The sequence below is a fragment of the Pseudomonas anguilliseptica genome, assembly GCF_021375795.1.
Classification (GTDB): domain Bacteria; phylum Pseudomonadota; class Gammaproteobacteria; order Pseudomonadales; family Pseudomonadaceae; genus Aquipseudomonas; species Aquipseudomonas anguilliseptica_A.
Genome location: NZ_JAEIOI010000010.1, coordinates 1 through 19,297, shown reverse-complemented (window position 1 = coordinate 19,297; position 19,297 = coordinate 1). Strand labels below are relative to the sequence as shown.

At 60.0% G+C, this 19,297-nt stretch carries 14 protein-coding genes, 1 rRNA gene and 1 pseudogene; 4 read left to right on the top strand and 12 right to left on the bottom strand.

Going from position 1 to position 19,297, the window contains the following annotated elements; translation table 11 throughout:
* Positions 1-6: 6 nt before the first annotated feature.
* The 4 genes from IOD17_RS18995 to IOD17_RS18980 form a co-directional block, all read right to left on the bottom strand.
* A complete protein-coding gene (locus IOD17_RS18995) occupies positions 7-822 on the bottom strand; it encodes an energy transducer TonB (RefSeq protein WP_233686586.1) in 816 nt (271 codons plus the stop codon).
* The gene (locus IOD17_RS18990; RefSeq protein WP_233686585.1) at positions 819-2,366 is read right to left on the bottom strand and encodes a 2-isopropylmalate synthase; all 1,548 of its coding nucleotides are present in this window, start codon (positions 2,364-2,366) and stop codon (positions 819-821) included. The genes IOD17_RS18995 and IOD17_RS18990 overlap by 4 nt, the downstream gene beginning before the upstream one ends.
* Positions 2,367-2,618: 252 nt before the next feature.
* Positions 2,619-3,863, bottom strand: a complete 1,245-nt coding sequence (locus IOD17_RS18985) for a saccharopine dehydrogenase family protein (protein ID WP_233686584.1) — start codon at positions 3,861-3,863, stop codon at positions 2,619-2,621.
* 132 nt (positions 3,864-3,995) lie between these two features.
* Positions 3,996-5,093 carry a carboxynorspermidine decarboxylase gene (locus tag IOD17_RS18980; protein ID WP_233686583.1) on the bottom strand — a complete coding sequence of 366 codons (1,098 nt, stop codon included), beginning with the start codon at positions 5,091-5,093 and terminating at the stop codon, positions 3,996-3,998.
* On the opposite strand from IOD17_RS18980, the gene IOD17_RS18975 reads away from it, so the two are divergent.
* The gene (locus IOD17_RS18975) at positions 5,092-5,298 is read left to right on the top strand and encodes a hypothetical protein (protein ID WP_233686582.1); all 207 of its coding nucleotides are present in this window, start codon (positions 5,092-5,094) and stop codon (positions 5,296-5,298) included. The genes IOD17_RS18980 and IOD17_RS18975 overlap by 2 nt on opposite strands.
* A 47-nt stretch (positions 5,299-5,345) precedes the next feature.
* Here the strand turns inward: IOD17_RS18975 and IOD17_RS18970 are convergent, their stop codons facing one another.
* From IOD17_RS18970 to IOD17_RS18955, 4 genes are read right to left on the bottom strand one after another with little or no spacing between them, the layout of a single operon-like run.
* Positions 5,346-7,667, bottom strand: coding sequence for a DUF6160 family protein (locus tag IOD17_RS18970; protein WP_233686581.1), 2,322 nt, complete (start codon positions 7,665-7,667; stop codon positions 5,346-5,348).
* Positions 7,668-7,678: 11 nt separating this feature from the next.
* Positions 7,679-8,284, bottom strand: a complete 606-nt coding sequence (locus tag IOD17_RS18965; protein WP_325175675.1) for a DUF6160 family protein — start codon at positions 8,282-8,284, stop codon at positions 7,679-7,681.
* Positions 8,274-9,320 carry a hypothetical protein gene (locus IOD17_RS18960; protein WP_233686580.1) on the bottom strand — a complete coding sequence of 349 codons (1,047 nt, stop codon included), beginning with the start codon at positions 9,318-9,320 and terminating at the stop codon, positions 8,274-8,276. The genes IOD17_RS18965 and IOD17_RS18960 overlap by 11 nt, the downstream gene beginning before the upstream one ends.
* A 2-nt stretch (positions 9,321-9,322) precedes the next feature.
* On the bottom strand, positions 9,323-10,381 hold the full coding sequence (locus IOD17_RS18955) for a DUF6160 family protein (RefSeq protein ID WP_233686596.1): 1,059 nt from the start codon (positions 10,379-10,381) through the stop codon (positions 9,323-9,325).
* A 276-nt stretch (positions 10,382-10,657) separates the two neighbouring features.
* Here IOD17_RS18955 and mksB point away from each other — a divergent pair, with 276 nt between their 5' ends.
* The 3 genes and pseudogenes from mksB to mksF all read left to right on the top strand — a co-directional run.
* The gene (mksB, locus tag IOD17_RS18950) at positions 10,658-11,905 is read left to right on the top strand and encodes an Mks condensin complex protein MksB (protein WP_233686579.1); all 1,248 of its coding nucleotides are present in this window, start codon (positions 10,658-10,660) and stop codon (positions 11,903-11,905) included.
* On the top strand, positions 11,902-12,597 hold the full coding sequence (gene mksE, locus IOD17_RS18945; protein WP_233686578.1) for an Mks condensin complex protein MksE: 696 nt from the start codon (positions 11,902-11,904) through the stop codon (positions 12,595-12,597). Before mksB ends, mksE begins: the two co-directional genes overlap by 4 nt.
* Positions 12,594-15,444: pseudogene (mksF, locus tag IOD17_RS18940) on the top strand (Mks condensin complex protein MksF); the annotation flags it as partial. The gene mksE and the pseudogene mksF, both read left to right, overlap by 4 nt.
* Positions 15,445-15,480: 36 nt before the next feature.
* On the opposite strand, the gene IOD17_RS18935 reads toward mksF, so the two are convergent.
* The 4 genes from IOD17_RS18935 to rrf form a co-directional block, all read right to left on the bottom strand.
* Positions 15,481-17,784: a PqiB family protein gene (locus IOD17_RS18935; RefSeq protein WP_233686576.1), complete on the bottom strand. Its 2,304-nt coding sequence runs from the start codon at positions 17,782-17,784 to the stop codon at positions 15,481-15,483.
* Positions 17,777-18,400, bottom strand: a complete 624-nt coding sequence (locus tag IOD17_RS18930) for a paraquat-inducible protein A (protein WP_233686575.1) — start codon at positions 18,398-18,400, stop codon at positions 17,777-17,779. The genes IOD17_RS18935 and IOD17_RS18930 overlap by 8 nt, the downstream gene beginning before the upstream one ends.
* Entirely contained in the window at positions 18,387-19,046 is a 660-nt protein-coding gene (locus IOD17_RS18925) for a paraquat-inducible protein A (protein WP_233686574.1), read from the bottom strand. Before IOD17_RS18925 ends, IOD17_RS18930 begins: the two co-directional genes overlap by 14 nt.
* Before the next feature lie 146 nt (positions 19,047-19,192).
* A 5S ribosomal RNA gene (rrf, locus tag IOD17_RS18920) occupies positions 19,193-19,297 on the bottom strand; the annotation flags it as partial.

Below are 19,297 nucleotides of genomic sequence, written 5' to 3'. Positions count from 1 at the left end.
CGGTCTTCAATTGGTAGCCAGCCAGCGCTGACGCACGCGGCGCATGGCTTGCCACAGCTCACGTTTGCGCTCGGGCTCATCCATTAGTAGCTCCAGGCCCGGCAGCGCCCAGGCGGCGCCCAGACTCTCGACCTGCAGCTCGCGGTTATAGGATTCGGCATCCGCTTCACCAGCAAAGCGAATCGCCGGCAGCCCCACCAGCCACAGGCAACTGCAGGGTTCCTGCTCTTCCAAGCGTGCGCCAACAAAGCTCTGCACATATTCCAGCGCCGCTTGCGGGCCCTGGTCGATCTGCCCGCGCACCAGCAGCGGCCAGCGCACCGGCTCGCCAATCAGTTGTGGGCTGTCTGGCAGGCCGGCGGCGCGTAGCAAGTCCTTGAGCAGCAGATAGGCGGGGTCACGCCCTTGCAGCGCGTCACCGGTAGGCAGCTCGACCAGCACCGCACAGGCGCCAGCACGCAGCAATTGCAGGGCAAAGCGCGGTGGTGCGACGGACGCTGGCTGGGGATTCACCGGCTCTTCGGCGTCAGCTGCAACGGTTTCAACCTTGGCCATGCGTCCCTGAGGCGCTGGCCGCGGCACTTCGATCTTGGGCCGAGAGACAGGAGCGGCAATGAGTGTTTCAGCATGCGGTGGCTCATAGGCCGGCGCCGCTTCAGCCACCGCCTGTGGCACGACAGCAACGACCTCAGGCTCGGCCTCAACCAGCGGCTGCAGCAACTCCGGGCGCGAGGGCGCGGCAAACGGCAACTCCACACGCGGCAGCCAGCTGGCCACCTGCATGGCGCTCAGGTAGGCACGGCGGCGCAGTTCTGCGATCAAACGTCAGCCGCCTGTGGGTGAGCTTTGAGGCCGGCCTGCATGAGGTTCAGCGCATTGATATAGGCCTTGGCCGAGGCCACCAGAATATCGGTGTCCGCGCCGTTGCCGTTAACGATGCGCCCGCCCTTCTCCAGTCGCACGGTCACTTCACCCTGCGAGTCGGTGCCCTGGGTAATGGCATTGACCGAATACAACTGTAAATTGGCCTCGGAGCTGGCAATCGACTCGATGGCCTTGAAGGTGGCATCCACCGGCCCGGAACCCTGGGCATTGCCACTGCGCTCGGCTCCCGCCACGCTGACCACCACCTGGGCTTGCGGCACTTCACCGGTCTTGCTCGCCACATCCAGGGTGATGAGTTTGAAGTGTTCGGGCGCTTCCTCGGTCAGGGTGTCGGACACCAGGGCCTGCAGATCTTCGTCGAAAATTTCGTGTTTCTTATCAGCCAGCGCTTTGAAACGGGCAAAGGCCGCATTCAGCTCAGCCTCACCGGCCAGGACAATGCCCAGTTCATCCAGCCGCGAGCGGAACGCGGCGCGACCGGAGTGCTTGCCCATGACCATCTTGTTGGTGTTCCAGCCCACCGACTGCGCGGACATGATCTCGTAGGTCTCGCGGTGCTTGAGCACGCCGTCCTGGTGAATACCTGACTCGTGGGCAAAGGCGTTGGCACCGACGATGGCCTTGTTCGGTTGCACCGGAAAACCGGTAATGCCCGAGACCATGCGCGAGGTGCTGAGGATGTGCGGGGTGTCGATACGGGTGTGCACGCCGAGCAGATCTTCGCGGGTCTTGATCGCCATGACGATCTCTTCCAGCGCCGCGTTACCCGCGCGCTCACCCAGACCGTTGATGGTGCACTCGACCTGACGGGCGCCGGCCACCACAGCCGCCAGGGAGTTGGCCACGGCCAAGCCCAGGTCGTTGTGGCAATGCACCGAGAACACTGCCTTGTCGGCGTTAGGCACGCGGTTGAGCAACTGGCGGATGGTCTCGGCGTACTGATGCGGAATGGCGTAGCCAACCGTGTCGGGAATATTGATGGTGCGTGCGCCGGCATCGATAGCTGCTTCGATGATGCGGCAGAGGAAATCGATCTCGGAACGACCGGCATCTTCACAGGAGAACTCGACATCGCTGCACAGATTGCGCGCGCGCTTGATCGCATGTACGGCCTGCTCAACCACCTGATCCGGCTGCATGCGCAGCTTGTACTGCATATGAATCGGGCTGGTGGCAATAAAGGTGTGGATACGCCCGCTGTTGGCGCCCTTGAGCGCTTCAGCAGCACGGTCGATGTCCGCATCCAGGGCACGCGACAGGCTGCACACAGTGCTGTCCTTGATGTTGTCGGCAATCGCCTTCACCGCGGCAAAGTCACCCGGGCTGGCGATGGCGAAACCGGCCTCGATCACATCAACGCGCAGACGCTCCAGGGCCTTGGCAATGCGCAGCTTTTCCTCACCGGTCATCGACGCGCCGGGGCTCTGCTCGCCGTCACGCAGGGTGGTATCGAAAATAATGACGCGGTCGTTGCTGCTCATGCTGGTGTCCTCACGGGGTCGCCGGAGCACGCCCCCGACGTGGGGCGCGTGTCGATAAGCCTTGATTGTCGCGTGAAATGCCACGGGCGGGAAGCGCGGCTCACATGGATGCTACGTCGCGGCTAAAGCGGTAGAAAGCAAAACGCCCACCAAAATGGCGGGCGTTTTGTTGGAACAGCGCCTTTACCGCTGATGGGTATCGCTTTGCTCAACCCATCCTACGGTCTGATTGAACGAGCCAGGCGCAGCCAATCAGAGGGCCTGATCCCAGGGACGATCACCGTGCTGATCTTTGATCCGCGTCGGTAGACCCATGACATCCAGCAGTTTGAGGAACGGCTCAGCCGGCAGCTCTTCAACGTTGGCCATGCGCGCCACATCCCAATCGCCACGGGCCACCAGCAGAGCAGCTGCAACCGGCGGTACGCCTGCGGTGTAGGAAATGCCCTGACTGTCGGTCTCAACATAGGCATCTTTGTGGTCGGCGACGTTGTAGATAAACAGCTCAGCCGGCTTGCCGTCTTTGGTGCCTTTAACCAGATCACCAATGCAGGTCTTGCCGCTGTAGCCCGGCGCCAGCGAGGCGGGATCCGGCAGTACGGCCTTGACCACTTTCAGCGGCACAACTTCGAGGCCTTCGGCAGTTTTGACCGGCTGTTCGGAGAGCAGGCCGAGGTTTTTCAGCACGGTAAACACATTGATGTAGTGCTCGCCGAAGCTCATCCAGAAACGCACGTTGGGTACGTTCAGGTGTTTGGACAGGGAATGCACTTCGTCATGCCCGGTCAGGTACAAATTCTGTTCGCCGACTACCGGCAGGTCGTCGGTGCGTTTGACTTCAAACATGCTGTTGCTGGTCCACTGGCTGTTCTGCCAGCTCCAGACTTGGCCGGTGAATTCGCGGAAGTTGATTTCCGGATCGAAATTGGTGGCGAAGTACTTGCCGTGGGAACCGGCGTTGACGTCGAGGATGTCGATCGACTCGATGCTGTCGAAGTACTGCTGTTGTGCCAATGCAGCGTATGCATTGACCACACCTGGGTCGAAACCGACGCCGAGGATGGCAGTCACGCCCTTGTCCTGGCATTCGGCCAGGTGCTTCCACTCGTAGTTACCGTACCAGGGCGGCGTTTCGCAAATCTTGCCCGGCTCTTCGTGGATGGCGGTGTCAAGGTAGGCGGCGCCGGTCTCGATGCAGGCGCGTAGCACCGACATGTTGAGGAAGGCCGAACCCACGTTGATGACGATCTGCGATTCGGTTTCGCGGATCAGTGCTTTGGTTGCTTCAATATCCAGCGCATTGAGGGCAAAGGCCTTGATCTCGGCCGGCTGTTTCAAACTGCCCTTGGCGTTAACGCTGTCGATGATGGCCTGGCATTTGGAGATGTTGCGCGACGCGATAGCAATCCGACCGAGTTCGTCGTTGTGCTGCGCGCACTTGTGGGCCACCACCTTGGCGACACCTCCTGCACCAATGATCAGAACATTCTTCTTCAATTGTTTCACCTCCAGGGTGCTGCGGTTAAGAGACAGATGTTGCGGTACTACAAACAGGTAGGGCGGACGGCGCTTTACCCGTCCACCATTCGGCAATCACGCAGGTGGAAAGAAGCTCATCCACCCTACAAATCAGCTCAGGCTCGACAGGTAATCGTCAAAACCAAACTCGCGCACCACTTCAACGCTGCCGTCGAGCTGTTTGACCACGATGGACGGCATCTTCAGGCCGTTGAACCAGTTCTTCTTGACCATGGTGTAACCGGCTGCGTCGATAAACGACAGGCGATCGCCGATGGCCAGGGGCTTGTCGAATTGGTACTCGCCGAAGATGTCACCGGCCAGGCAGGATTTGCCGCAGACCATATAGGTATGTTCGCCGTCATTGGGCGCCATCTTGGCATTCAGGCGATAGATCAGCAGATCGAGCATGTGCGCTTCGATGGAGCTGTCGACCACGGCCAGGTGTTTGCCGTTGTAGAGGGTGTCGAGCACCGTGACTTCCAGCGAAGAACTCAGGGTGATCGCTGCCTCACCCGGCTCCAGATAAACCTGCACACCGAAACGCTCGGAGAAGGCCTTCAGCCGCGCGCAGAACTGATCCAGCGGATAGCCCTCACCGGTGAAGTGAATGCCGCCACCGAGGCTGACCCACTCGACCTGTTGCAACAGGTGGCCGAAACGTTCCTCGATGGTGCTGAGCATCTGGTCGAACAGCTCGAAACTGCCGTTCTCGCAGTTGTTGTGGAACATAAAGCCGCTGATCTTATCCATCACCCCAGCGATCTTCACCGGGTCCCACTCGCCCAGACGACTGAACGGGCGGGCCGGGTCTGCCAGCAGGTAATCGGAGCTGCTCACCTGTGGGTTAACACGCAGGCCGCGAATGGTGCCTTCAGTGGCTTCGGCAAAGCGCTCGAGCTGGCCGATGGAGTTGAAGATGATCTTGTCGCAGTTGGCGACCATCTCTTCGATCTCGTCATCCGCCCAGGCCACGCTATAGGCGTGGGTTTCGCCAGCGAATTTCTGCCGGCCCAGCTTCAGCTCATACAGCGACGACGACGTGGTGCCGTCCATGTACTGCTGCATCAGGTCGAACACCGACCAGGTGGCGAAGCATTTCAGCGCCAGCAGCGCCTTGGCACCGGAGTGCTCGCGCACGTAGGCGATCTTCTCCAGATTGCCCAGCAGCTTCTGTTTGTCGATCAGGTAGTAAGGCGTTTTGATCATGGCGCTGCCCCTGCAAGGTCGGCTGACGGGAAGCTCAGCAGCCTCCCCCAAAAAAGTGGAGGCGAATTGTGCCGACAACCGGCGCATATCGAAAGAGCAACGGGGATATTTCGTCGATTCAGTGACCATCGGCAACGACTGCGCGGCCAACGTGAAACATCCCGCACACCCGCAGGTGTCACGACAGCATGGGCAAGCAGGATGACAGGGGCATGACGGTATACAGCGCCTGCGAGGCGCTGATGCGTGGGCTCAGTTGATCGGCGTGGCCGTCAGGTTGGCGCGGATGTCGGCGTTCTGCAGCTTGACCCCGTACATCGAGGTCACCGCACCGCCGGTGGGGTGAACGTGCTGAATCCGGTCGATATTCACTTCCTTGAAGTGCACCCGGCCGTTGACCGCAAAGCCTAGCGGGTCGGGGCTGACCGGCGTACAACCGGAGGCCGTCTTGCTGCACACCTTGGTCGGTGCCACATCCAGGTTAAGGTCAACGTTGAAACCATAAGTGTTGGCATTCGGATTAGTCGGGTTGCCGTCGGAGGTGTGGAAATTATCCACCACCAACTGGCTACCTGTGCCGTTCACGCCGTTGACCCGTCCGGTTTCAATGATAATCTGGTTGCGCTTCTCGTTGCTTGAAACTGCATTGGCCGGGCTACCGGAGCCATCGCGCACGAACACGTTCTTCAGCTTGACCGAGATGCCCTCGTCACCGCGGTTTTCCCAACGCCCGCCACTCGCCGTGCAGGCACTGGAGGTGCTACCGCTGCCACCGACGCACAGCGCACCGGCACCGCCGGAGCTGAGGGCCAGGGTCGAACCCTGCTCATAACGCTTGAGCACCAGCCGCCCGATGCTGCTGCCGGTCTGCCGGTCGCCCCAGCGCACATTGCCCACATCCAGCTTCGACCAGTAAGTGCCTTTACGCAGTTCGACGCCGTTGTTGCTGACATCCAGCGAACCGTCGCGAAAATGCATGTCATAGCTGCTGCCTGACAGCCACAAGCCACGGCCATTCTCATCCACGGTAACCGCGGCATTGGCTTCGCTGATATAGAAGTCGGCGTTATAACGCAGACCATCACCCACCGCGCCGCCCGCCCTGAGGGTAATCTGTCCATTGAGGGTGAAATCGTAGGCTGGGAAGATCTCCATCAACACCAGCAACTCGGTGCCACCTTGCAACGGCGCGTTCGGCGTACCGACTCGCAGACCATCGAAACTGTAACTGCCAACGACATTCTTGAAGCCCAGGCGCATGCCATCGAAATGGCCGTTGTAACCACCGCTGTTCATATCGCTATTAGTCCCGGCATAGCAGCCAGTACTTACGCCGGCGGCGCAGCTCTTGGTCAGGTCAAAGGTGAATTGACCGGTGCCATGAGTACGCAGACCACTGAACCACATGGTGTTGCCGTTATCGGTGAGGGCCAGCGAACTGTTGACCATGTTCCAGCTGAGGTCGCCACTGATGCCCTTCTGCCCGGAGTTGGGATCACCGCCCGGACGCAGCTTCAGCCAGTTCTGCCGCGCGCCCTGATCAAGAAAGTTCAGGTCCACTGCCAAGCCGCCGAGTTTCTGATTGCTCGGGTTGCCCATGATCAGGCCGCCCAGAGTGGCGTTCAGCTTGAGATCCTGAAAAGCCACTTTGGCATAACTGCCCACGCCGTCCTGCTCCAGATCCAATGTCAGTCCGGAATTGCTGATCAGGCTGCCGGCAAAATTCTCGGCGCGCAGAATGCCCTCGTCCTGGTACTGGAACAGGCTGTTGGCAATGGTGATATTCGGCTTGATCCGCAAGCCCTCACCGCTGGCACCGCCCCCGGCGATGCTGATGCTGCCGCCCAGGCGCAGATCCATATTGAGTTTGCCGAAGCTGCGCTGCGCATCAACATCACGCAGATCGGGAGTGCCCGGCGTCACCGCAACACCGGCAGTCGGGTCGCCATGGGCAAGGTCCAGACCAATGCCGGCAATCGAGCCGACAAAACGCGAGGTGCCCAGGTCCAGTTTGATTTCCTGACCACTGCCGCCGCTGACGATATCCAGATAGGCATTGTTCAGGTAGGTGTCGAACGACAGGCCTTTGACGATCAGGTCAAAGCCATTGTCGCGGTAATAGAAGGTGGCCGCGCTCAGCGACAGCTGGCTGTCATCCACTCTAAAACCACTGACACCACTGGCACCGCCACCGCTTAATTTGAGGCTGCCGCCCAGGGTGAAAAACGCACGAAAGGCGCCAAAACTCTTGTTGCTGCCGGCCAGTTCGATGTTGTCGACGCTCAGCACCTGCGCACTGCCGCTGTGTTGCACCTGCAGCTGATTACCCACCACATCCAGCGTAGTGGTCGAGCTGCTGCCTGCCGTTTGCGGCGTACCGCTGACACCCTTGAGGCTGAGGGTCTGGCCATCCTGTTTGTAGTCAATGCTGCCGGCAGACCAGCCACCGCCCGTGGTTTGCAGACTGATACCGTCGCGCCCGCTGACGGACGACAACGCCTGGTCATCCAGCGCTTGCATGGCCTGCGTAAGCGGACTGAGAAATGCGAGCAACAACAGCGAATGACGATGCATGGCCCTGCTCCTCAATTCTGCGGAAAGATCAGTACGTTGCCTTGCATGCGAATAGTGCCGTCGATCTTCGCCGAGAAAATATTGGTCTGCTGATACGACGGGTTACCGCCATTGGCCACACTCAGGGATTTGTTCTGCCAGCCACCCTGATTGGCCACGCCAAAGGCAAAACTGCCGTCCTTGAATTTCATTTCATTGGGCAGGCCGAACTCCAGCACATCCTGATTGAAGGCTGCGCCATCACCATTGAAACCACTGTTGATGGTGCGGGTGCGCAGGGTAAGGCCTTCAAAGCTGAACACGCCCTTGAGGTTGTCCAGCACATACCAACCGCCATCAGCCTCTGAGCGAATAGCCACACGCATGCCGCAGTTTTCCGGCGTAGTGGCCCCCGCCGTGGCGCAGCTGCGCTGGCCAGCCGTCCAGGTGCTGGGATTGTTGCTGGCCGGCTTGCTCCACAGCACGCCGCCGTCCTTGTTGATACTGAACTCACCGGACAAGTACACCCCGCCCTGACCATTCATGCTGCTCAGGGTTTCATCATCCAACGCCTGCATTTCGGCCAAGGCCGGCATGGCCAGCAAGACACTGCTCAGCACCAAGGATTTAGAGATCACGGCTGGTCACCTTCAGGTAGTTGATGCTGAGCCCCTGGATGGCGTTGTAGCCAAAGTTGTAGCCACCGGTAGAAAAGCTGCCTGTGCCGGCTTTGAGGTTGTCGATCACGATATTGGTGCGTGGGGCGTTGGCATAGAAGTCACTGGCAATCGCATTACGCTCGGCTACCGGACGCGCGCTGCCGTTGGCGGCACGGGTCACCGGATTGGGCAGCTCCAGCACAAATTGACCGTTACTGCTGACATCAAACAGCAACGGCTGGCTCTTGCCATAACCCAGCGAAATATTGGCGTAGGCATTGCTCAGCGTCAGGGTGCGCGCAGTCTGCTCCTGGGCGGTGGTGCAATTGGTTGTACCGGCAGCGCAGGACATCAGTTGCAGGCTCTTGGCGAACAGATTCACCCGCGCCTCACCGACTAACTGACCGCGCGGGTCATCGCCCCATAGCCGCAGGTAGCTGCCGTCCATAACCAGTTCGCTGAAATCAAGATTGATGATGTCAGTACGCCCTGCGGCGACCTGGAAGTCGAAGCGAATTCCCAGATCAACTCGCTCGGAAGCACGGCTGGAGCAGTTGCTTCCGGCAGCGGCATAGCCGCTGATACAGGCCTGACCGCCAGCGCCGGTCAGGCGCTCGGGGAACTTGAACTCCAGCACACTGACATTGCTCGGCGTGGTCTGCACCCACTGCCCATCATCGCGCAGGGTGCGCAGGGTTTCCCCTTTGGCCAAAGTGATCTCAAACGGATGATCCAAACGACCAATATTTACCGGATTCAGGTTTGCACCTTTATTACTGCCGGTCGCCCCTAGGTAGAACTCTTTCACCGAAATCGGCACGTTCTGCCCCGAAGCGTTGTTGATGTCATTGATAGTGATCACCGCACCCGAGGCATCCAGCAACACGCCATCCAGCACGAAGCCAAATCCGGCACCCTGAACAGCCGAGAGTTCCTGGTCATCCAGGGCTTGCAACTCAGCCTGAGCCGCCCCCGTCAGTAACATCAACGAAGCAACCGCAGTCAGCACACGCATGATCAGCACCCCGCTGTGGCGGTGCCCAGGCAGGTGTCCTGCCGGGGAATACCATTGAAGGCCTGTTCGAAGTCGATATTGATCGGGGCCACCATATTGCCGTTGGCATCACGGTATTTGGGTAGATTCATAAAGGCCCCTTTCAAGGTATTGATCAGCGCATTGCTATCCATATCACGCCAGGCCACATCCTGGGTTTGCATGGAAATAAAGAAGCCTTTGGCGGCACCTTCGATGGCAGCGGTTGCAGCGGAGTCATTGATGGCCATATTGCCTACGGGCAGGGACTGGAAGTTGCTCAGCGGAAAGCAAGTGGCCAGCGACAGCACCTGACAGCCGCTTGAGGCAAACAGGCTCAGCAATGCATCAGAAAGGCCTCCCAAGTTACAGCCACTCACACAACTCAAGACTTGCCCATTGACCATACCGGCCTGTGTAGCACGCACCGGATCAGCAGTCCCGTTGGCCTGTACCAGAGTTGCATCAGCCTCAAGCCGCGTATTGCGTGTAACCCCCGCAATCCCCAGCAGAAACTGCTCCCAACCACTGGCCTGATCAAAAACCGGGCCGGCAGTACCCTGAATCTTGATAGGAATATTGCCCGTCAGGCTTTGAATATCCCCAGAGAGAATGCCTTTGGCTTCGCCAAAGCCGATACGTACGCCGACCACCTTGTTCCCTGAATAGGCCAATTCCAGAAAGGGATTGGCAATCTTGAACGGGTTGATGGTGTCGTCGGCATTGACCGTACCCAGGGCAAAGTTGTTGATCAGCAGATCAGACGACCCTGCGACTTCACCGGGGCGAGTGGTCGCATCGTTGTATTGCCCCAATTGCAGCTTCTTCATATTCAGCTGGGTTTCGACATTCATGCCGAAATTGATTCGGGTGTAGTTGATCCCCGCGTTGCTATCCGTGGTCAGGTTGATAAAGGCCTGCCCCGTGACTTCCGACAACTCGGTATCCGCCAATTCAACCATCTTGGCGTTGGCAGTCGAGCTGATTAACCCAGCACAGACCAGAGCAAGCGCAGTTCTGGCAAATCCAATAGTCGGACGCATGGCTGATTCCCTGTCGTTCTTATTTGAATGGCAGAGTCCTGCGGACTCCACGCCTTGATTAGCACTATAAAAAGCCGGCCGCCTAAATGTGCCGACCCATAGTCGAGAAAACCCGAGAAAACCGTTGCAGACATCCGCCAGGCTGTTACCCATCACCACACCCTGGGTTACATCTGCACGAGCGGCGCGCACAGACGATGACTGACACTCAAGCCTTCGCTGCGGCTTGCAGTACAATCGGCGTTTTTGCGAAAAGCCTGCGGAGCGGATGCCCCGATGATTGATCCCAAGCGCGTACTGCGCGCCCTTGCTGAACACTGGACGTTGCTGGAGCCGCTGTGTGAGCGCTTCGATGCAGGCACCTTGAGCTTGGTGGAGTTGCGCAACCAACTGGCCGCGCAGTTGCCCGAAGGCACGCCCACCGATGTCACCGCCCTGCTCGACCAGTGGATTCGCCTGGATATCCTGGTGCCGGTGGCCAAGAGCCCCAATCGCTTCGAGCTAAACGCACAGATCCACGACTTCCTGGCTTACCTGCGCCGCGAACACCGCCTGGGCCTGTGCCTGGAGATCGAGGCCTATTTGCGCCATCTGGAGCGCCTGGCCGGCTATATCAAGGATGCCTTCGAGGTGCGCGACGCCGCCGACCTGGCGCGCCAGCTGCGTTTGCTCGATATGCGTGTGCGCGATGTGCTGAAGAAACTGGCCAACGACGAACAGGCCCTGGTCGCCGTGGCCGAACGGGCCAAGACCTCAGATAGACAGATTCCCCTGCGTCAGCGCTACGCCGAGGTGTTGACCACCTGGGACGAATACGTTGAACCGATGATCCAGCTGGTCGCCGCCGACGGTGCCTTTGAGCAAGGCGTATACCGTGTCGAGCATGTGCTACTGCGCCTGCTCGGTGAGCAACAGCGACTCGGCCAACTGGTCGATGACGACCTGCTGCTGCGCACCCATGCGCGCATCCTGGAAATGCAGACAACCGCCCAGCTAACCCTGCGCCGTGCCCGCGAGCTGCTGTTGCCGCTGCGTGAAGAAGCACGCCGGCATAACGCCGTGACCCGTGGCGCGGCTCTGGCCCTGGCGACGATCCGCAAGAAGGGCCTGGACGCCGTGCCGCAGGCCTCCATGCCGCTGTTCAGCCGCCCGCAGAGCACCTTCCTCGGCACCGCGTCGCAGGTCGAAGCTTACGTGTATGCCCTGGCGCGCTTCGAGCCCAAGCCGGCGCAGTTCCCCAAGGCCCACAGCAGCCGCAAGGGCGACGCCCCGCGCGCGCCGCGTACTGCGCGGGAGATGATCGAGCGCTGCGAGCAGGCCCTACCGCTGCCGGACCTGATGGTCTGGCTGCTGGAACAGGAGCCCGAAGGCGCCACCGACGAATTGCTCTACTGGTTCTCGCGCCTGTCGCGCGATGGCCGTTTCCAGCGCGAGCGCCTGGAGCGCCGCGACTACCTCACCCGCGAGCATCAGGTCAGCCTGAGCTCCTTTGCCCTGATCAAGCCGGCCGGGACCACCGTATGAATATCGACCTGAAAGAACTGACCCAGCTCGCGCCGATCTTCCGCGAGCTGTTCAAGGGCTACCACATCAGCCGCAGCAACCCGGAGCTGTACGCCCAACTGGCAAGCCAGCAGGATCAGTACCGCAGCCTGTTCAAGGCTCTGGGCTATGAGCTGACCTGCGACAGCCGCGGTTTCTACTATTTCGTGCCGGAACAGATGGGCGCGCAGGTCAACAAGACTGCCCAACGCCTGGCGCTGTTCACCTTTATTCTGGTCGAGCACCTGGCCGATCAGGGTCGTGACCCGCTGGCCGTGCTCGACGGTGGCAGCCTCGGTCGTGACGAGTTGCCAGCGCTGCTGGAGAAATACAAGGATCTGTTCCTCCAGGCCGAAGTCACTACCCAGGATGAGCTGGAAGAGAAAGTTATGCGCCGCCTGACCCAGCTGGGTTTTGCCAGCGAAGACAACGGCATCTACCGCTTCCTCGCGCCGATGCACCGCTTCCTCGATGTGTGCCTCTCGGTGCAGCAAGACCGCGACCTGGCCGCCACCCTGCACAGCAGCCTGCCGCTGCCAACGCCGGTGCTGCTGGACGATGAGGCCGAAGACGAGATCATCAGCCTCGCCGAAGAGCCGACCGAGGAATCCGAAGAAGACGCACTGGCCCGCGCCATGGCCGAAGAACGTGACGCACAGGAGATGGACGCATGAGCCAGGAACGCTACGGCATTCGCCGCTTCGCCCTACTGAATACCGCCGGCTACAGCCTCGGTCTGTTCCCGCTGGAAAACCCGCTGTCGGTCTACGGCGCCAACAACCTGGGTAAATCCGCCTCGATCAACGCCTTGCAGTTCCCGATTCTGGCGCGCATGTCGGACATGAGCTTCGGCAAGTACAGCCTGGAGCAATCGCGCAAGTTCTACTTCGCCAGCGACACCAGCTATATCCTCGTCGAAGTCGCCCTGCCCCACGGCCCGCATGTTATCGGCGTGGCCGGGCGCGGCCCGGGCGGTGGTTTTGGTCACCAGTTCTTCGCCTACCAGGGCACCCTGGACTTGGAGCACTACCAGAAGAACGGCACCTGCCTGCGTCAACGCGAGCTGTTCAACGCTCTAGAACGCGAAGGCATCAAGGCCTACGAGCTGAAACCCGAGGAGCTGCGCCGCCTGCTGGTCGGTGGGCATACCTCGATTCCGCTGGACCTGACCCTGATCCCGCTGCGCTCTACCAGCGAGCAGAGCCTGAAAACCTTCCGCGCGCTGTTTATCAACCTGCTACACATGCGCGAGATCACCGCCGCCAAACTCAAGCAGCTGTTCCTCGACGCCTTCGAGCACAGCCTGCGCTCTGGCAGCGTCGACTACATTGCCGCCACCGAAGAAGCCTTCCGCGATGTGCGGCGCATGGAGCAGGACTATCAAGCCCTGGTGACCGCCGGCCCCTTGATTGAGGCACTGGCCGCCGGCGTGGCCCAGCGCGAGCTGCTGCGCGGCAAGCTGCATCGCCTCTCGCCGCTGCTCGACTCGCTGCTTGGCACCTGGCAGGACTACGCCGGCGCGCGCCGTGAAGAGCTGGTGATCCAGGCCGAACACTACCGTGGCGAGCAGGACGGCCTGCAGCACGAGCAGCGTGGCGGCACCCAGGAACTGATGCGCATGGAGCGCGAAATCAGCGAAATCCAGCGCTGGCTCGGCGAGCTTTCCGTACTGAAGAACCGCTTCGCCCTGGTCACCGACGCCAAGGTGCTGGAAGAGCAGCTGCTGGCCGCCAAGGACGCCCACGACGAACTGGCCGGGGCCCTGGCCCAGTCGCGACAGTTCTCCGCAGAGGACCTGGATGAGCGCCTGCGCGACCTGGAAAAACGCCTGAAATCGGTGAAACAGCAACTCGAACACGCCGACAACAACAGCTATTCACGCCTGCGCGAAGAATTTAGCCAGCAGGACGTCGACCGCCTGATGCGCCTGTTCAACGGCCAGCTGTTCAGCCTGCCGCTGGGTGAGAAAGGCATTCAGATCACCGAGGGCGATGCCTGGGTTAAATCCCTGGAAAGCATTCTCGATCGCTTCAAGGGTGAGCACTTCGAAGTTCCCGGTCTGACTATCGACCTCAGCCATATCGAACCACCGGCACTGCAAGCCTTGGCCGACCGTGCCGCTTTGCGCGACCAGAAAGACCGCCTCGACCGCGAATACAAACAGCTGAAAACCCAGCAGGCGGTAGCGTCTGACCGCGCCGCGAGCAAGGCCCAGGCCGAACAGTTCTACCAGGCCGTGCTGGATGCGCAGAAAGCCCTGGAAGATTTCCGCAAGAGCCAGACGCTCTCCGTTGAGGAAGCCGGCAAACTGGAGCAGCTGGCCCAGTTGGAAGCCGCCCAAGATGAACTCAAGCGCGCCGCCGATGCCTTCACCGAACGCGTGCAGCAGCTGTCCGCCAAGCTGCAACTGGTCGGCCGTCAGCTGGCCGACTTGGAAGCCAAGGAACGCACCCTGGAAGACGCCCTGCGCCGTCGCCAGCTGCTGCCGGCCAACCTGCCGTTCGGCACGCCCTTTACCGATCCGGTGGACGACAGCCTGGATAACCTGCTGCCATTGCTTAACGACTACCAGGACGCCTGGCAGGGCCTGCAACGTATCGACGGGCAGATCGAGGCGCTGTATGCCCAGGTGCGCCTGAAAGGCGTGGCCAAATTCGACAGCGAGGACGACGTCGAGCGTCGCCTGCACCTGCTGGTCAACGCCTACGCCCACCGCCAGGACGAGGCCCTCACCCTGGCCAAGGCGCGCCGCGCTGCGGTTACCGATATCGCCCGTACCCTGCGCAATATCCGTAGCGACTACGACAACCTGGAACACCAACTGGCGCTGTTCAACCGCGAGATTAACAAGCGTCAGGTGTCCAACCTGGAAAGCTTCCGCATTGTCCTCGCGCCGAACAAGGACGCGCTCAAGCACATCGACCAGATCATCCACAGCGCCGGCCAGTACGAAGAAGGCGAAACCCTCTCGGTGTTCGACCTGCAACAGAGCAGCGAACAGGACAGCAAGAATGAGGAAGCCAAGGAATACCTGGCGCGCCTGGTTGCAGCCAACCATAACCAGCTGGGCTTGAAGGACCTGTTCGAACTGGCCTTCGAGATCACCAAGGTGCATGGCCAACCGGTGATCCACACCGATATCGATGGTGCAGCGTCCAACGGCACCACCATGACCATCAAGGCGCTGACCAACATGTACCTGTTGCTGCACCTGATGGACCGCGACCAGGCCGGCAAGGTGCGTCTGCCCTACTACCTGGACGAGGCAGCGGATATCGACGAGAAGAACCAGCAGGCGCTGATCGAAACCAGCCTGCAGCTGGGCTTTGTGCCGATTCTCGCCTCGGTGAAACCGCAGGTCTCGGCCCATGTAGCCATCGACCTGGAAGGCGGCAGCGGGCCGAATGGCATCTATATCGATGAAGCGGATTGGAAATATATCCAGCGGCGTGACAGCGCCAAGAGCAAGGCAGCAACCACAACCGCAGCAACCGAGCCAGCCTAAGGCTGGCTCACCCGCCATAAAGCACAAGGGCCGCAATAGCGGCCCTTGTCGGTTACTTCTCCAGCGCGATCTTCGGTGCCCAGCGTAACCACTCTTCCTTGACCTCATCATGCAGGGCAAAGGTCTGCCCAGCCTGTGCCGGGCCGCCCATTTGCGGGTTATCCGGCGAAGCAAAGGCAATCCCACCTTCCAATAAAGCTTCCAGCGACTCGGTACGCACCTTCACGCCACTGAACAGCCCGGCATCCACACCAATGCCGCTGGCGTTCCAGAAGCGGCTGCCGGTGCGCACCAAGGGCGCATAACGCGGCTCGATCAGGATGTGGATCAGCACGCGATCCGAGGTCGGGCCAAGTTCAAAGTCGGTCACCTTGCCCACCGGCACTTCACGGTAACTGACCACCACCCCCGGCTTGATCGAACCACGCCGCGCAGCGCTCAACACCAGACGTAGACCTTGCTCACGGACATTGGCTTTGGGCGGTGCTTCGGCAGCCGTAAAGTTAACCTGCGCAGCGCCCTTCTGATTCGAGGGCTGCACTTCCAGATACTGGCCCGTGACCAGCGTTTCCAGGTTGGCAGCGCGGGTCAGGCTGACCTCGGGCTTGACCACCCAGAACTGCGTACCAACACGGGCAATCTGCTGCGTTGCCTGGGTAACCCGGGCGTGGAGAATCACCGCCTGCAGATCATCGGTCAGCTCGATGCGCTCAACCTTGCCCACATCCAGCCCTTTGTAACGAATCGCCGTGCCCGGATTCAGCCCATCGCCACGGGGCACACGGATGGTCAAGGCCACGCCTTTCTCCAACGCCTGTTCCTGGCTGCTGTAGAGGTTGAAGCGCTGCACCCGCTTGTCATCCTTGGCGGCTTTCGGGTCGGGGGTCTCGAAAGCAATACCGCCGGCCAGCAGGGTCTGCAAGGACTCGCTCTTGACCTCAACCCCGGACAATCCACCTTTGAGGGTAATGCCACTGGCATTCCAGAAGCGCGTGCTGTTGTTCACCAGATGAGCATACTCAGACTCGATATGAACACCGAACGCCACCTGCTTGTTATCCCGTGACAGCTGATAACTCTGTACCGAGCCGACCTTGAGCTGCTTGAACAGAATCGGACTGCCAACCTCCAGCGAACCACGCACGTCACTGAACAACACCAGATGCAGGCCGGGGGCGGCCAGGTCGAGCGGGGGCGCCTTTGGCCTGGCGACAAAATCACGCGCCGGTGCGCCGCCCTTCTCCCCTGGGCGGATGGCAATGTAGTTACCTTTGACCAGCGCCTCCAGGCCGGTAATACCGGCCAGGGAAATCGACGGTTTGACCACCCAGAAGTCAGTGCCTTCCACCAGATAGTCTTCGGTGCGCGGATCCAGCATCAGCTCGACCCGCGCGCCACTGAGGTCATCATCGATCTTGAAGGTCTTCATGTGTCCGACCTGAATACCCTTGTACATCACCGGCGTACGCCCAGGTTCCAGACCGTCGAAGTCATGCAGGGTGAGGTTGACGCGAATGCCGGCCTGCGCCGTGTCGAAGTCTTCATACAGGCGAAAGGGCAGCGACGGATCGGTCGGCGGGCTGTCCTTGCGGTGTTCCGGGGTGGCAAAGGCAATACCACCGGCCACGATGCTGGCCAGCGACTCGGTACGCACTTTCACCCCCGAAAGCCCCGCATCGATGGACACACCACTGGCGTTCCAGAAACGCGTGTGTTTGCGCACCAGGGAAGCGAACTCCGGTTGAATGAATACATTCACCTCAACCTGATTCTGATCCTCTAACAGCGCGTAGCTTTTAACCCGACCAACCTGGATCTGCTTGTAGAACACCGGGCTGTCGCGGTTCAGCGAACCCAGACGCTCGGCCTTGAGGGTCAGGTGCAGGCCAGGCGCATTATCGGCCAGCGGTGGAGGCTCATTGAGTGCGGTGAACTTACGCGTAGGCTCGCCATCGCCTGGGCTGGCGGCAATGTAATTACCCGATACCAGGGTTTCCAGGCCGGTAATCCCTGCCAGCGAAACGCTCGGTTTAACCAGCCAGAAGCGGGTGTTGCTGAGCAGTTGGTGCTCAACCCGTTTGTCCATTTCCAGGGTCGCCCGTACACCTCGCTGCTCACCGCTGTCATCCAGCTCCAGGGCAGTGAGCTTGCCGATCGACATGCCCTTGTAGATGACTTCGGTCTTGCCGGCCTGCAGGCCTTCACCGGTCTCGAAGGTCACCTGTATCTTAATGCCCGCTTCGTTATAGACTCGCCATCCCAGCCAGCCGCCGATCAGCAGCGCAATCAGCGGCAGCACCCAAATGGCCGACCAGTTTGAGGCGGGGCGTGCCTTAGCTAACGGCAAATCATTCATGGTCGTCATCCGAATCCGTGTTATCCCATATCAAGCGGGGGTCAAACGTTAGAGCAGCCAGCATGGTCAGCACCACCACACTGGCAAAAGCCGTTGCACCGTAGCCGGGCTCGATACTGGCCAGGCTGCCGAAGTTGACCACCGCCACCAGTATCGCGATGACAAAGATGTCGAGCATCGACCAGCGGCCAATCCACTCGATAAATCGGTACATCAATATCCGCTGACGCGCCGACATCGGCTGATGGCGTTGCACCGAATACAGCAACAGAGCGATACCCACCAACTTGAACGTTGGCACCAGAATGCTGGCAATAAACACCACCGCAGCAATCGGTAGCATGCCGTAGTTCACCAACTCGATAACCCCCGACATGATGGTGTCGGACTGGCCCTTGCCCAGCGAGTTGACCGTCATGATCGGCAACAGATTAGCGGGGATATACAGTACTGCCGCCGTCAACAGCAACGCCCAGGTACGTACCAGACTGTTGGGCCTACGCGCATGCAGACGGCCACCACAACGCGTACAGAACTGTTTTCTGCTACCCGGCTGCTGCGGATTGAGCTGGTGACATTCATGACAAATCAGCAGCCCGGCATCAATCGCGCGCATGCTCATCCTCTCCCGACAGGGCTTCCCAGATCTGATGCGGCGACATCGTCACCTCCAGCCATACCTGCACCAGTAGTAGCGCGATAAAACACAGCAACCCTAAACCAATGCTCAACTCAGCCAGATCAACCAGTTTCACAATGGCCACCAGAATGCCCATCAGGTAGACCTCAAGCATGCCCCACTCGCGCATATGGTGATAAATGCGATAAAGCAGCAGACCATAACCGCGGCCAATATCCAGGCGGATACTCAGCAACACAGCAAACTGGCACAGCAGCTTGAGCAATGGCACCGCCATGCTGCACAGAAAGACCACAACAGCGACACCATGCATGCCGTTGCTATACAACCCGAGCACACCACTCCAGACTGTATCCTCGGTCGCCTGCCCCAATAAGTTAAGGCGCATGATCGGCAGGAAATTGGCTGGCACATACAGCAGCAAGGCGGCAATCACCAACGCCATACTGCGGCGGATAACCTGCGTGCGATGCGTATACAGCTCATAACCGCAACGCGGGCATTCAACTTGATCACCGGCTGCAGTCGGCGGCCTACGCAACAGCAGATCGCACTCATGGCAGGCAATCAGTTGCTTGAGCTCAAATTCGGAGAATGAATCAGGAGATGGCGGTTCGGCCATGTAAAGAACTCTGCAGGTAGTACGCAAGAGCATCATAGCCACACGCCGTATCGTTGCCTATCAACGGTTCACACGGGCGCGCTCTGCTTTCATTGCGCAAAGTAAAACCCCCGATCAGTTTCCTGATCGGGGGTTTTGGTGTAGGTGCTTGACGATGACCTACTCTCACATGGGGAAACCCCACACTACCATCGGCGATGCATCGTTTCACTACTGAGTTCGGGATGGGATCAGGTGGTTCCAATGCTCTA

Excerpts from the sequence above, each read along its gene's own strand:
- IOD17_RS18980 (WP_233686583.1), bottom strand. The coding sequence starts at position 5,093 with ATGATCAAAACGCCTTACTACCTGATCGACAAACAGAAGCTGCTGGGC.
- IOD17_RS18990 (WP_233686585.1), bottom strand. The coding sequence starts at position 2,366 with ATGAGCAGCAACGACCGCGTCATTATTTTCGATACCACCCTGCGTGAC.
- mksB (WP_233686579.1), top strand. The coding sequence starts at position 10,658 with ATGATTGATCCCAAGCGCGTACTGCGCGCCCTTGCTGAACACTGGACG.
- IOD17_RS18975 (WP_233686582.1), top strand. The coding sequence starts at position 5,092 with ATGGCGCTGCCCCTGCAAGGTCGGCTGACGGGAAGCTCAGCAGCCTCC.
- mksE (WP_233686578.1), top strand. The coding sequence starts at position 11,902 with ATGAATATCGACCTGAAAGAACTGACCCAGCTCGCGCCGATCTTCCGC.
- IOD17_RS18930 (WP_233686575.1), bottom strand. The coding sequence starts at position 18,400 with ATGCGCGCGATTGATGCCGGGCTGCTGATTTGTCATGAATGTCACCAG.
- IOD17_RS18970 (WP_233686581.1), bottom strand. The coding sequence starts at position 7,667 with ATGCATCGTCATTCGCTGTTGTTGCTCGCATTTCTCAGTCCGCTTACG.
- IOD17_RS18935 (WP_233686576.1), bottom strand. The coding sequence starts at position 17,784 with ATGAATGATTTGCCGTTAGCTAAGGCACGCCCCGCCTCAAACTGGTCG.
- IOD17_RS18960 (WP_233686580.1), bottom strand. The coding sequence starts at position 9,320 with ATGCGTGTGCTGACTGCGGTTGCTTCGTTGATGTTACTGACGGGGGCG.
- IOD17_RS18925 (WP_233686574.1), bottom strand. The coding sequence starts at position 19,046 with ATGGCCGAACCGCCATCTCCTGATTCATTCTCCGAATTTGAGCTCAAG.
- IOD17_RS18955 (WP_233686596.1), bottom strand. The coding sequence starts at position 10,381 with ATGCGTCCGACTATTGGATTTGCCAGAACTGCGCTTGCTCTGGTCTGT.